Genomic DNA, 13,712 nt, shown 5'->3' on the forward strand with positions numbered 1-13,712 from the left:
GCAAGTGGTGATGAGCAGTGGACATTGGTTTACTGCTTTTTTATTGGTCTTTTTTTCAAATTATATATGCATTATTTTTTATACATACTATACATATCGTCCTCGCGTTTCTTATGTAAAAGAGCGAGGAGATTCAGGTTGAAATTTCATTTTATACGTAAAGGAGCCATGTGCAATGTCAAGGCGTAGAGGGATTATGTCATCGAAGCTGAAAGAAGAACTGGCTAAAGAACTTGGTTTTTACGATACTGTACAAGCAGAAGGTTGGGGCGCTATTCGTGCAAAAGACGCAGGCAATATGGTGAAGCGAGCTGTAGAGCTTGCACAGCAGCAGCTAAAGCAATAGCATAGTGAAAATCAATGCTTATACGATTATTTAGAGTGAAATGAGGAAAACCGAAGTGTATAACCGCTTCGGTTTTTTTGTCCCAAAATGAAAGATAAAACAGAGTATTAAACAAAGATGTTTAAATGAACAGCTATATCTTGTTCATTTTATGATAAAATAGCGTTAAACTCGATAAGATGAAGTAGGTGAAGTAAGTTGAAATTAATGGTGAAAGCACCGGCTAAAATAAATTTGTCACTTGATGTGTTACATAAACGTCCAGATGGTTACCATGAAGTTAAGATGATTATGACAACAATTGATTTAGCGGACAGAATTGAACTTTCTGATCGTGAAGATGGACGAATTGTTATTTATTCTCATAATCGCTTTGTTCCAGATGACCAGCGAAATCTCGCTTATCAGGCAGCGCAGATTTTGAAGCGACGTTATAACATTTCAAAAGGTGTAAATATATTAATTGATAAACATATTCCAGTAGCTGCTGGATTAGCTGGAGGCAGCAGTGACGCGGCTGCTACATTACGCGGTTTAAATACGTTATGGGAATTAGGGTTATCATTAGACACACTTGCAGAAATAGGGGCTGAGATTGGCTCTGACGTATCTTTTTGCGTGTACGGAGGGACAGCTCTTGCTACAGGGCGCGGAGAGATTGTAGAGCATATTGAGGCACCTCCAAGCTGCTGGGTGATTTTGGCTAAGCCTGAAATAGGTGTTTCTACAGCAGATGTATATCGCAACTTAAGAATTGAAGAGATGGATCATCCTCAAGTAGATGAGATGGTTCACGCTATACAATCAGGAAATTATGATCAAATGTGTAGCCTTGTCGGAAATGTATTGGAAGCAGTAACACTGAAAATGCATCCGGAAGTAGCTCTCATTAAAGAACAAATAAAGCGTTTTGGCGCCGATGCTGTGCTCATGAGCGGCAGTGGGCCAACTGTATTTGGACTTGTACAGCATGATTCACGTATGCATCGCATTTATAATGGATTACGTGGGTTTTGCGATAAAGTTTATGCAGTTAGGCTACTAGGTGAACGAATAACGCTTGAATAAATCCGTATGTTAATGTTATATTTACATTACAATATTCGGATTTTCAGGAGGATGTTATGAAGTTTCGACGTAGTGGACGATTAATTGATATGACCAACTATTTCATTCAAAACCCTCAGCGCCTTATCCCTCTTACGTATTTTGCAGATAAATATGATTCTGCAAAATCATCTATCAGCGAAGATATGGCGATTATTAAACAAACTTTTGAACAGCAGGGTATCGGAACTTTGGTTACGCTACCAGGAGCTGCCGGCGGAGTTAAATTCATTCCAAAAATGACGAATGAAGAAGCCGGTCAGCTTGTTCAAGAATTATGTGGGTTGATTGAAAAACCTGAGCGTTTACTGCCAGGTGGATATTTATATTTAACTGATATTTTAGGGAACCCCCGCGTTGTGAATAAAATCGGTCGCCTGTATGCATCGCTTTTTGCCAACCGCAAAATCGATGTTGTGATGACTGTAGCAACAAAAGGTATTCCTATTGCGTATGCGGTTGCTCAGTATTTAGACGTGCCGGTTGTTATTGTGCGCAGAGACAGTAAAGTAACCGAGGGATCGACCGTTAGTATTAACTATGTGTCGGGTTCATCTAAGCGCATTCAAACGATGCTGTTAGCTAAAAGAAGTTTAGCGGTGGGGTCAAATGTACTCATCATTGATGACTTCATGAAAGCTGGCGGTACGGTAAACGGAATGGTTAGTTTGCTTGAAGAGTTCGATGCAACTGTTGCTGGTATTGGAGTTTTAGTAGAATCAGAAGATATTGAAGAACGTTTAGTGGATGAGTATGTGTCTCTTGTACAACTGACAGATGTAAATATCAAAGATAAACAAATTCGTGTACAGGAAGGCAATTACTTAAAATATATTTGATCAAGTAAGGGAGAGGAACATATGTTACAGGTTCAAACAAAAAATGCACCGCAAGCTATTGGTCCATATTCACAGGGAATTGTTGTGAATAACTTGTTTTACAGTTCAGGTCAAATTCCACTTCGTCCAGATGGTACATTGGTCGAAGGAGATGTTCAAGTACAAGCTACTCAAGTATTTGAAAATCTAAAAGCAGTTCTTGAAGAAGCTGGAGCTTCTCTAAATACAGTTGTAAAGGCAACCGTATTCATTAAAGATATGAACGATTTTGCAGCGTTAAATGAAGTTTATGGCGACTACTTCGGCGACCATAAGCCAGCACGTTCATGTGTAGAGGTAGCGAGGCTACCAAAAGATGTACTTGTTGAAATTGAAGTTATTGCGCTAGTTAAAGGGTAATTAAATTAACAAATTTCTAACAAAAAGCAAGTAACTTCCAATTGTTCACTTTTTTTGCGAAAATTTTCTAAAAATTTTTTCTGAATAGCAGGAAAACACAAAATTCTGTGGAATTAAGTATGTAAAGCTTCGCATAGAAAAAGGTGGTGAACAAGATGGAAGTAACTGACGTAAGATTACGCCGCGTGAACACTGAAGGACGTATGAGAGCGATTGCTTCAATCACATTAGATGGTGAATTTGTTGTTCATGATATTCGTGTGATTGATGGTAATAATGGCTTATTTGTAGCCATGCCAAGTAAACGTACACCGGATGGTGAGTTCCGTGATATTGCACATCCAATCAATTCAAATACTCGCGGAAAGATTCAAGATGCTGTTTTAGCAGAATATCATCGTTTAGGTGAGGTAGAAGTTGAATTCGAAGAAGCGGGTGCTTCGTAAACATATGATACATTAAGAGTCTACTGAAAAGTAGGCTCTTTTCTTTTTGATTACCACTTATATAATTTCACACCTTTGTAAAACTTTAGCATTACCAAAAAATAAAATTCATGACTTATAAATGATTCCTTGAAATGCTGTCATTTTTGATATAATATTCTTAATGGATAAAAAGGTAAAATTGGAGGCCTGTTATGTCAAAAAGATATGCAGTCATATTGGCAGCTGGTCAGGGTACACGTATGAAGTCATCTTTATATAAAGTGTTACACCCTGTGTGTGGCAAACCGATGGTGCAACACGTAATTGATCAGTTATCACGTTTGGATTTAACAAATTTAATTACAGTTGTAGGTCACGGTGCCGAAAAAGTGAAATCACATGTTGGAGATAAAAGCTTATTTGCTTTACAAGAAGAGCAGTTAGGAACAGCTCATGCAGTAATGCAAGCAGAATCTTTACTTGCACATGAAAAAGGTACGACAATTGTTGTATGTGGAGATACTCCGCTTATTACAGCTGAAACAATTGAATCTTTATTAAAGCATCATGAAGCAACAAATGCAATGGCAACTATTTTAACAGCTCATGCAGAAGATCCAACAGGATATGGACGCATCATTCGAAATGAACAAGGGTCTGTTGAAAAGATTGTTGAGCATAAAGATGCCACGGAACAAGAGCGTCTTGTACAGGAGATTAATACTGGTACGTATTGTTTTGATAATGAGAAATTATTTGAGACACTTTCAAAAGTTTCAAATGATAATGTACAGGGAGAGTATTATTTACCTGATGTTATCGAAATTCTAAAAAATGAAGGTCAAATTATTTCTGCATATCAAACATCCGATTTTGCTGAAACATTGGGCGTTAATGATCGATTTGCTCTGTCTCAAGCAGAAGAGACAATGAAGAAGCGCATCAACAAGCAGCATATGTTAAATGGAGTGACGATTGTGGATCCTTCTAACACGTACATTTCAGCAGATGCTGTCATTGGCAGAGATACGGTTATTTATCCTGGTACGGTTATTCAAGGAACAGTTGTAATTGGAGAGAATTGTGAAGTAGGACCTAACAGTGAAATTAAAGACTGCAAAATAGGTAATAATACTTCTATTCGCCATTCTGTTGCTCACGATAGTGAAATTGGTCACGAAGTCACAATTGGCCCATTTGCACATATTCGTCCTCAATCATTAATTGGAGATGAAGTGCGCGTAGGAAACTTTGTAGAAATTAAAAAAGCATCTTTTGGCAAAGGTAGCAAAGCTTCTCATTTAAGTTATATTGGAGACGCAGAGGTCGGAAAAGGTGTAAACTTAGGGTGCGGATCTATTACAGTTAACTACGATGGGAAAAATAAATTTTTAACAAAGATTGAAGATGGGGCATTCGTAGGATGTAACTCAAACTTAATTGCACCTGTAACAATTGGTGAAGGCGCCTATGTTGCAGCTGGTTCAACCGTAACGGATGATGTGCCAGGAAAAGCATTATCAATTGCTCGTGCGAAACAAGTAAATAAAGAAAACTATGCTGAAAAGCTTGATATTAATAAAAAATCCTGACGGAGGTTTCACAATAAAATGTCAAATGTATATGCTGATGAAAATTTAAAGTTATTTACGCTAAATTCAAACAAGGCTTTAGCTGAAGAGATCGCAAAAGTAATTGGTGTGGAATTAGGTAAATGTTCGGTTGATCGTTTCAGTGACGGAGAAATTCAAATTAACATTGAAGAAAGTATCCGTGGTTGTGATGTATTTATCATTCAATCAACAAGTGCTCCAGTTAACGAACACTTAATGGAATTATTAATTATGATTGATGCATTAAAACGTGCATCAGCTAAAACAATTAACATCGTTATGCCTTACTATGGCTATGCTCGTCAGGATCGTAAAGCTCGTGCACGTGAACCAATCACTGCCAAATTAGCAGCAAATATCATTGAAAAAGCGGGAGCTACTCGTATTATCACATTAGATTTACATGCTCCTCAAATTCAAGGTTTCTTCGATATTCCAATTGACCATTTAGTAGGTGTTCCAATTTTAGGTGAATACTTTAAGAGTAAAAACCTTGATGACGTTGTTGTTGTATCTCCGGACCACGGTGGCGTAACGCGTGCTCGCCGTTTAGCGGAACGTCTAAAAGCGCCGATCGCTATCATTGACAAACGTCGCCCACGTCCAAACGTAGCAGAAGTTATGAACATTGTTGGACAAGTGGAAGGAAAAACAGCAATCTTGATTGATGACATGATTGATACAGCTGGTACAATTACAATTGGTGCAAGTGCATTAATTGAAGCAGGTGCAAAAGAAGTATATGCTTGTTGTACACACCCAGTGCTTTCAGGCCCTGCGATTGAGCGTATTCAAAACTCTACAATCAAAGAGCTAGCTGTAACAAACTCTATTGCTTTAACAGAAGATAAGAAAATTGGTAAAGTAACAGAACTTTCAGTAGCTCCGTTAATTGGTGAAGCGATTATTCGTGTTCACGAAGAGCAATCAGTTAGTACGTTATTTGATTGATAAACAGAACCTCTTTCCATTTGGAAAGAGGTTTTTTTGAAAAAAATTAAATGTGCTAATCCTTGATTTTAAAGGGATTTGGACGGGGTGAGCAAAGAAATATTGCTGATTGAAACGAGTTTTATGTTTAGCAGCCTTCTAAAAAGGGTACATTTTAAGTAGAAAACATACTGGAAGGTGAATAAAATGAGTATTTCAATTCAAGCAAATAAAAGAACGGATTTCAAAAATTCTACAAATAGAAAAATTCGCGACGAAGGAAACTTCCCAGCGGTTGTTTACGGAAATAAAACAGAATCCACACCTATTTACTTAAACAGTGCTGATTTTATTAAGACTATTCGTGAAGCAGGACGCAATGGAGTGTTAACATTACAAGTGGATAAGCAAAAATATTCTGTAATGTTACATGATATTCAAACAGATCCATTAAAAAACGAAATTGTCCACGCCGATTTCCAAGTGGTCGACATGAAGAAAGAAATTGATACTGAAGTTTCTTTATCTCTAGTAGGAGAAGCAAAAGGAACAAAAGAAGGCGGCGTATTACAACAGTCTCTATATGAGATTTCATTAAAAGGTTTACCGCAAGATATCCCATCATCTATTGATGTAGATGTATCAGACTTAGGAATTAATGATACAATCACCGTAGCGGATATTAAGGTAGATAAAAAGCTAGAAATTACGCATGATGCAGAAGATACAGTTGCTTCTGTACTACCTCCTCAACAGGAAGAAGAGCCAGACAGCGGCGAAGTTCAGGATGCTGAAGGCGATGTTGAAGCAACAAAAGAAAAAGATAGCGAAGAATAATATAAAAGACGTAACCAAAAGGTTACGTCTTTTTGTGTGAATTGATTATAATAAAAGTGATACTATATAGTAATGTAAAATATTAAAGACATTTACCTATTATGTACAACTTATATAGAGTGGAAAGGAGTATCTATTTTGAAATTAATCGTTGGTTTAGGAAATCCTGGAAAAGAATATGACCGTACTCGTCATAACATAGGATTTATGGCAATTGATAAAATTGCTGAACAGTTTATGATTTCATTAGATAAAACAAAGTTTAACGGAATATATGGAACAGGTATAATAAAAGGAGAAAAAGTCATATTATTAAAGCCTCTAACATATATGAATTTATCAGGAGAAAGTATTCGCCCGTTAATGGACTATTTTGATATAGACGTCGAAGACTTGCTTGTTATTTACGATGACTTAGATTTACCGTGCGGAAAAGTAAGATTGCGTACAAAAGGAAGTCCAGGCGGCCATAACGGAATAAAATCAATTATTCAGCATTTAAAAACCCAAGAGTTTAATCGAATTCGTATTGGAATTGATCGTCCGAAAAACGGTATGAAAGTAGTTGATTATGTACTAGGGCGCTTTACAGAAGATGAAATGGTTCATATGGAAGAAGCGATGAAAACGTCTGTACACGCGAGTGAAGACTTTTTAGGTAAAACGTTCTTAGAAGTAATGAATCGCTATAATTAAGTAGAATAAAATTTCTCTCAATCGTCCATACTAACACTAAAAGATTTGGGAGGATTTGTATGTCTATTCATTATTTCTGTAGACATTGTGGCTCAAAAGTCGGTATGATAGAAAAGACAGCTCACAATACAGAAGCACTCGGTTTTAATCACCTGACCGCAGATGAACGAAAAGACTTTATTCACTACCATAATAGTGGAGATATCGTGGTTAAAATTATTTGTGAAGACTGTCAAGAAGCGCTAGAACGAAATCCAGACTATCATCAGTACGAAACATTTATACAATAAAAAGCTTTGGTCTCAAACCAAAGCGTTTTTCTGTTTAGTTTAGACATATCATGGGAGGAGGGAATTCCTTTGCGAGGGATTAGACAGCAATTTGAAGAAAATAAAGAAATTGGAGCTGTTGTCAGCAGTTTAGAAGAAGGTTTGAAAGAACAGTTAGTAACGGGAATTTCCGGTTCAGCTCGATCTGTATTAATGGCACTCTTAAATGAGGATAAAAAATACCCCTTATTAGTAGTGACTCATAATTTATATCAAGCTCAAAAAGTGTATGAAGACCTTTTGCATCTTTTACCGGAAAAAGACGTTTTCTTATACCCTGTTAACGATTTAGTTGCTACAGAAGTGGGGATTGCAAGTCCAGAATTAAAGGCTCAGCGAATTGAAGTACTCAATTATTGGAGTCAACATACAGGTGGAGTAGTTGTAACACCACTTGCAGGAATTCGAAAGCTGCTGCCTCCTAAAGCAAGATGGGAGCAAACGCAGCTGCCGTTTCAAATGGGAATTGACATCGACGTTGATCATTATTTAAAAAGGTTAGTTGAGTTGGGTTATGAGCGGGCATCGATGGTTTCAGCTCCGGGTGAGTTTAGTGTGCGCGGAGGAATCATTGACATTTATCCGTTAACAGAAGAGCTACCTGTCCGAATTGAACTATTTGATACAGAGATTGATTCGATTCGTACTTTTACAATCGAGGATCAACGCTCTCAAGAGCAGTTAAAAGAAATTTCAATCGGCCCTGCTACGGAAATCATTGTGAAACAAAATGAAGTGGCTAAAGGAATCGAAGAGCTAGAAGCACAGCTGGCTTCGACGCTTCAACAAGTAAAAAACGCAGCGCTAAAAGCTACCTTAACAGAAAATATTAAAGGTGAAATTGAACAGCTGCGTCAAGGTCAGCTTCTTGAAAATATGTTCAAGTATTTATCATTCTTCTACGAATCGCCTGCTAGTTTACTAGATTATTTACCAGAAGGCGGCCTTGTCATCTTTGATGAGACAACTCGAATTCAAGAAACGTCTGATCAGCTTGAAACAGAGGAAGCTGAATGGATAACAGAATTATTAGGACAGGGACAAATTGTTCGGGACGTTCAATTATCTCACAAGCTCCCATCTCTTATTCAGCGAGCAAAACATCAGTTTTTATACTTATCGTTATTTTTGAAGCACGTATCGTATACGAGTCCGCAAAATATTATTAATATTTCATGTAAGCAGATGCAGCAGTTTTACGGCCAAATGAACTTATTAAAAAGTGAAATTGAACGTTGGAAAAATGCTAATTATACGGTAGTCCTCTTAGGAGCAGATAAAGAGCGCGTAAAAAAACTTGAAAGTGTGCTAGCAGATTATGATATTGACTCATCTATTTTAGATGGAAATGGTCAGCTTGTGCCAGGTCTTGTTCAAATTATTGAAGGCGATTTACAAATGGGCTTTGAACTGCCAATGCAAAAATTAGCCGTTTTAACTGAGGAAGAATTGTTTAAAAAACGGGTAAAGAAATCAAAGCGTCGTCAAAAGCTTTCCAATGCAGAGCGTATTAAAAGTTATTCAGAGTTAAACGTAGGTGACTATGTCGTTCACGTGAACCACGGTATTGGCCGTTATTTAGGAATGGAAACGTTAGAGATTAACGGTAATCATAAAGATTATATCCATATCAAATATGAAGGCTCTGACAAGCTGTATGTTCCTGTTGAACAGATTGATCAAGTACAAAAATATGTAGGCTCTGAAGGGAAAGAGCCAAAAGTATATAAACTTGGCGGAAATGACTGGAAGAAAGTGAAACGAAAAGTTGAGTCTTCTGTTCAAGACATCGCTGATGACTTAATTAAACTGTATGCAGAGCGTGAAGCAAGTAAAGGTTATGCATTTTCCCCGGATGGCGATTTACAGAGGGAATTTGAAACAGCTTTCCCTTATCAAGAAACCGAAGATCAGCTTCGTTCTGTACAAGAAATTAAAAAGGATATGGAACATGAAAGGCCAATGGATCGTCTGCTTTGTGGAGACGTTGGATACGGAAAAACGGAAGTAGCCATTCGTGCTGCGTTTAAAGCTGTGACAGATGGAAAACAAGTGGCTATTTTAGTGCCAACCACTATTTTAGCTCAGCAGCATTATGAAACCATCCGTGAGCGTTTTCAAGACTATCCAATCAATATAGGGCTATTGAGTCGCTTTCGCAGCCGTAAACAGCAGCAAGAAACAATTAAAGGGCTAAAAAATGGGACCGTAGATGTAGTGATTGGTACACATCGTTTACTATCTAAAGACGTAATTTATAAAGATTTAGGGTTGTTAGTTATCGATGAAGAGCAGCGTTTTGGTGTAACGCACAAGGAAAAAATTAAGCAAATGAAAGCAAACGTTGATGTCCTTACACTTACAGCAACACCTATTCCACGAACATTACATATGTCCATGTTGGGCGTAAGGGATTTGTCTGTTATTGAAACGCCGCCTGAAAATCGTTTTCCGGTTCAAACATATGTAGTAGAGTATAACCCGGTTCTGGTTCGTGAAGCGATTGAGCGTGAGTTAGCGCGTGATGGCCAAGTTTACTTTTTATATAATCGCGTAGAAGATATTGAACGAAAAGCAGAAGAAATTTCGATGCTCGTGCCTGATGCCAGGGTAACGTATGCCCACGGAAAAATGAATGAAACAGAACTCGAAGCGGTTATCTTAAGCTTTTTAGAAGGCGAATATGACGTGATTGTGAGTACAACCATTATCGAAACAGGAGTAGATATTCCAAATGTAAATACGCTCATTGTCAATAATGCTGATAAGATGGGATTATCACAACTGTATCAATTAAGAGGGCGCGTAGGTCGTTCAAATCGCGTGGCATATGCGTACTTTACGTATCATAAAGACAAAGTACTGACAGAAGTAGCTGAAAAGCGTCTGCAAGCTATTAAAGAATTCACTGAATTAGGTTCTGGTTTTAAAATTGCTATGCGTGATCTTTCAATACGTGGCGCCGGAAACTTACTGGGTGCTCAGCAGCATGGATTTATCGATTCTGTCGGTTTCGATCTCTATTCACAAATGCTTAAAGAAGCGATAGAGGAAAGACGCGGGTCTGACGGAGAAAGTGTGAAATTTAATGTGGAAATGAATCTGGACTTAGACGCGTATATCCCTGATCAGTACATTACAGACGGCCGCTTGAAAATTGAGATGTATAAGCGCTTTAGAGGAATTGAAGCACTAGAGGATATTCAAGAGTTGCAGGATGAAATGATTGATCGTTTTGGAGAGTATCCGGCTGAGGTTGAGTATTTGTTTAAAGTAGCTGAAACAAAAGTATATGCAACGCAGAACTTAGTAGAATCTATTCTTCAGTCAAAACAAGAAATTTCTATTCTGCTGTCTGAAGAAGCGAGCTCAACGATAGACGGTCAAAAATTATTCATGCTAGGTGATCAATTTGGCAGAATGGTCAGCTTAGGTATGGAAGGCAAGAAAGTAAAATTAGTGGTTAATGTAAAAGGACTTGCTCAAAAAGAATGGCTCAATATTGTGTATCAGTTAGTAAAAGGAGTAGCCACTGTTAAAAAAGAACAAGTTACAAATTAAAAAGAAGGCTCATTTTTGAGCCTTCTTTTTGTATAGTCAAAATAAAAATATCCAAATCCCCATGTTTTGGCGGTTTTTTGGACATTTTTTTAATAAAAGCACACTTTTTAACAAAAAAAGAGATGGTTGGTGAATAGAAGTTGTAGAGTGAAGAATACTAACCTCAACAAAGGTGAACCTTTTATCATATAGCCATCAGTGATATTCACCAACTATTTTAATCATCATATGAAAGAGAGGCTTCAATGAATGAAAGCAACAGGTATTGTTCGTCGTATTGATGATTTGGGTCGCGTTGTGATTCCAAAAGAAATTAGAAGAACGCTTCGCATCCGAGAGGGAGATCCGCTAGAGATTTTCGTCGATCGCGATGGAGAGGTTATTTTAAAGAAATATTCGCCAATTAGTGAATTGGGAGACTTTGCAAAAGAGTATGGCGAAGCGCTATACGATAGCTTAGGTCATCCTGTACTTATTTGTGACCGCGATGTATTTATTGCGGTAGCAGGAAGTTCTAAAAAAGAATACTTAAATAAAAACATTAGTTCGTTAGTAGAATCTGTTATGGAAAGCCGCAGTTCTTCTTTAGTAACTGATGGGAAAAACCTTGAATTTGTCGATGGATACGAAGAAAATATTTCTTCTTACACAATCGGTCCGATTATTGCAAATGGAGATCCGATTGGAGCCGTTGTCATTTTCTCGAAAGATAAGTCTCTTGGTGAAGTAGAGCATAAAGCAGCCGAAACGGCAGCTAGCTTCTTATCTCGTCAAATGGAGCAGTAAGCGTAATTATCTTTATTTTACATTATTTACTGAAAAGGTAGCAGTTTCTGCTGCCTTTTTTCATGCTGTCTTACCTTAGAAATAAAGAGAACATGATATAATGGTACGGTATTTTATTTATTGGAAAGTGCAGGATGTTTTATAAGAACAAAGCTCTATTCTATTGCGGTTAGCGTCTAATAAAAAGAGTTGTTCACATAATTACAAGCTGCAGGTGAAAGGTGTAGGAATGCAGAAACAATCAAAGCTCTATTCTATTTTTAACGGTGCTATCATTTTAACGCTCGCAGGTTTATTTACGAAAATCTTAAGTGCTACTTACCGTATTCCATATCACCATATTGCGGGAGATATAGGTTTTTATATCTATCAGCAAGTTTATCCGCTATATGGAATTGCGCTACAGCTAGGTACATATGGTTTCCCTGTAATTATTTCAAAGTTAGTAGCTGAGTATGCGGTAACAAATCGGAGAAAGGAAATCCGAGGAATACTTCAAGTTTCGTTTGCTTTTTTGTTTGTAGTAGGCTGCACGATATTTGCGTTTGAATATATTTTCGCAGAAACGATTGCCGAGTGGATGGGAGATCGTAAGTTAACGGTTCTCATTCAAATTATTTCATTTTCCTTTTTACTTATTCCGTTTATTGCTGTTATTCGTGGTTATTATCAAGGACTACATAATATGTTTCCTACAGCGCTGTCTCAAATTGCAGAACAAGTTGTACGAGTAGGGACTATTTTGTGCCTGTCTATTTTCTTGATCCAACATGGGTATGATTTATATACTGCAGGGGCGGGAGCTATTTTTGGTTCTATAACAGGTGGTATAACATCCCTTATTATTTTATTTTTATTTGTTTTTAGAACAAAAACGAATTCTAAGGGAGTATTTCAACGCATAAAAAAAGCAGACATCAAGAAAATATTTAAAATCCTTGTTATTCAAGGCTTATTAATTTGTATTAGCGGTATGGGTCTGCTGTTTATCCAGCTTATTGACTCCTTTACTTTATATTCTAGTCTGACGGCGCACGGCATGGCTGAACAGGCAGCAAAAGTTTCAAAAGGTATTTATGACCGTGGACTTCCGTTGATTCAATTAGGTACAGTAGTAGGTACAGCTTTTTCACTTTCGCTTGTACCCGTTATTTCTTCAGCCATCGCGAAAAAGAACCTGTCATTTGTGGTTGAAAAAGTTCAGCTGTCTCTCCGACTATCGCTTGTAGTCGGAGTTGGAGCAGCCTTTGGCTTGATTGCGCTGATGAAACCCATTAATATGCTTTTATATAGTAACTCCGACGGAACGGACGTTTTACAAATTTTGAGCTTGTTAGTTATATTTACAACCGTAGCAGCAACTGCTGGAGCTGTGCTGCAGGGGATGGGAGCTGTTTTCGCGCCTGTGATAGCCGTTATCGCTGGCATGGCAGTCAAACTGATATTGAACCTTTGGCTAATACCAGATTTTCAAACTATAGGAGCAGCCATTGCTTCCTCAGCTGGATTCGCTATCGTTGCAGCAATCAATCTATTTTGTCTATATAAAAAGCTTGCTGTACCTCTTGTTCCGAAAAAGGCGAGTGGCGGTATTTTTATAACGGGCATAGCAATGGTCGTTCTTTTGCAAAGCTATTTATTTTGTTTACATCACTTTGTATGGTCTAATGGTTTAGATACAAGCAAACAAGTGGTTGAAACAGGAGCTGGTGTTTTAATAGGCGGTTTGTTTTATTTGTTTATCATTATGAAACAACATATTTTTACCAAAGAGGAATTACGTTTACTTCCAATGGGAAGTGTTTTAGCTAAATACGTATTAAAAAATAAATAAGAAGGTG

Annotated in this window: 13 protein-coding genes; all 13 read left to right on the forward strand. The window is 37.5% G+C overall.

Annotation, left to right across the window (positions count from 1 at the left end):
- The first annotated feature begins 175 nt into the window (after window positions 1-175).
- The 13 genes from U9R83_RS00320 (at window position 176) to U9R83_RS00380 (ending at window position 13,705) form a co-directional block, all read left to right on the forward strand.
- Window positions 176-346: a small, acid-soluble spore protein, alpha/beta type gene (locus U9R83_RS00320; RefSeq protein WP_013054860.1), complete on the forward strand. Its 171-nt coding sequence runs from the start codon at window positions 176-178 to the stop codon at window positions 344-346.
- Window positions 347-544: 198 nt separating this feature from the next.
- On the forward strand, window positions 545-1,414 hold the full coding sequence (gene ispE, locus U9R83_RS00325; protein ID WP_042992400.1) for a 4-(cytidine 5'-diphospho)-2-C-methyl-D-erythritol kinase: 870 nt from the start codon (window positions 545-547) through the stop codon (window positions 1,412-1,414).
- 56 nt (window positions 1,415-1,470) lie between these two features.
- A complete protein-coding gene (gene purR, locus U9R83_RS00330) occupies window positions 1,471-2,292 on the forward strand; it encodes a pur operon repressor (protein ID WP_013054862.1) in 822 nt (273 codons plus the stop codon).
- Window positions 2,293-2,313: 21 nt separating this feature from the next.
- Window positions 2,314-2,691 (forward strand): RidA family protein, encoded by a 378-nt coding sequence (locus tag U9R83_RS00335; protein WP_013054863.1) that lies wholly within the window; start codon window positions 2,314-2,316, stop codon window positions 2,689-2,691.
- 155 nt (window positions 2,692-2,846) lie between these two features.
- The gene (spoVG, locus tag U9R83_RS00340) at window positions 2,847-3,137 is read left to right on the forward strand and encodes a septation regulator SpoVG (RefSeq protein ID WP_013054864.1); all 291 of its coding nucleotides are present in this window, start codon (window positions 2,847-2,849) and stop codon (window positions 3,135-3,137) included.
- Between the two features lie 194 nt (window positions 3,138-3,331).
- The gene (gene glmU / locus U9R83_RS00345; RefSeq protein WP_014462060.1) at window positions 3,332-4,711 is read left to right on the forward strand and encodes a bifunctional UDP-N-acetylglucosamine diphosphorylase/glucosamine-1-phosphate N-acetyltransferase GlmU; all 1,380 of its coding nucleotides are present in this window, start codon (window positions 3,332-3,334) and stop codon (window positions 4,709-4,711) included.
- Between the two features lie 18 nt (window positions 4,712-4,729).
- Window positions 4,730-5,683: a ribose-phosphate diphosphokinase gene (locus U9R83_RS00350; protein ID WP_014462059.1), complete on the forward strand. Its 954-nt coding sequence runs from the start codon at window positions 4,730-4,732 to the stop codon at window positions 5,681-5,683.
- A 186-nt stretch (window positions 5,684-5,869) separates the two neighbouring features.
- Window positions 5,870-6,499, forward strand: coding sequence for a 50S ribosomal protein L25/general stress protein Ctc (locus U9R83_RS00355; RefSeq protein ID WP_014462058.1), 630 nt, complete (start codon window positions 5,870-5,872; stop codon window positions 6,497-6,499).
- Window positions 6,500-6,637: 138 nt separating this feature from the next.
- Window positions 6,638-7,195 (forward strand): aminoacyl-tRNA hydrolase, encoded by a 558-nt coding sequence (gene pth / locus U9R83_RS00360; protein WP_013054868.1) that lies wholly within the window; start codon window positions 6,638-6,640, stop codon window positions 7,193-7,195.
- A gap of 59 nt (window positions 7,196-7,254) precedes the next feature.
- Window positions 7,255-7,485 carry an anti-sigma-F factor Fin family protein gene (locus tag U9R83_RS00365; RefSeq protein ID WP_014462057.1) on the forward strand — a complete coding sequence of 77 codons (231 nt, stop codon included), beginning with the start codon at window positions 7,255-7,257 and terminating at the stop codon, window positions 7,483-7,485.
- Window positions 7,486-7,554: 69 nt separating this feature from the next.
- Entirely contained in the window at window positions 7,555-11,085 is a 3,531-nt protein-coding gene (mfd, locus tag U9R83_RS00370) for a transcription-repair coupling factor (RefSeq protein ID WP_014462056.1), read from the forward strand.
- Window positions 11,086-11,334: 249 nt separating this feature from the next.
- Window positions 11,335-11,871 carry a stage V sporulation protein T gene (gene spoVT, locus U9R83_RS00375; protein ID WP_013054872.1) on the forward strand — a complete coding sequence of 179 codons (537 nt, stop codon included), beginning with the start codon at window positions 11,335-11,337 and terminating at the stop codon, window positions 11,869-11,871.
- Between the two features lie 229 nt (window positions 11,872-12,100).
- Entirely contained in the window at window positions 12,101-13,705 is a 1,605-nt protein-coding gene (locus U9R83_RS00380) for a putative polysaccharide biosynthesis protein (protein ID WP_328575047.1), read from the forward strand.
- Window positions 13,706-13,712: the final 7 nt, after the last annotated feature.

Origin of the sequence: Priestia sp. LL-8 (assembly GCF_036227845.1) — a bacterium.
Classification (GTDB): domain Bacteria; phylum Bacillota; class Bacilli; order Bacillales; family Bacillaceae_H; genus Priestia; species Priestia zanthoxyli.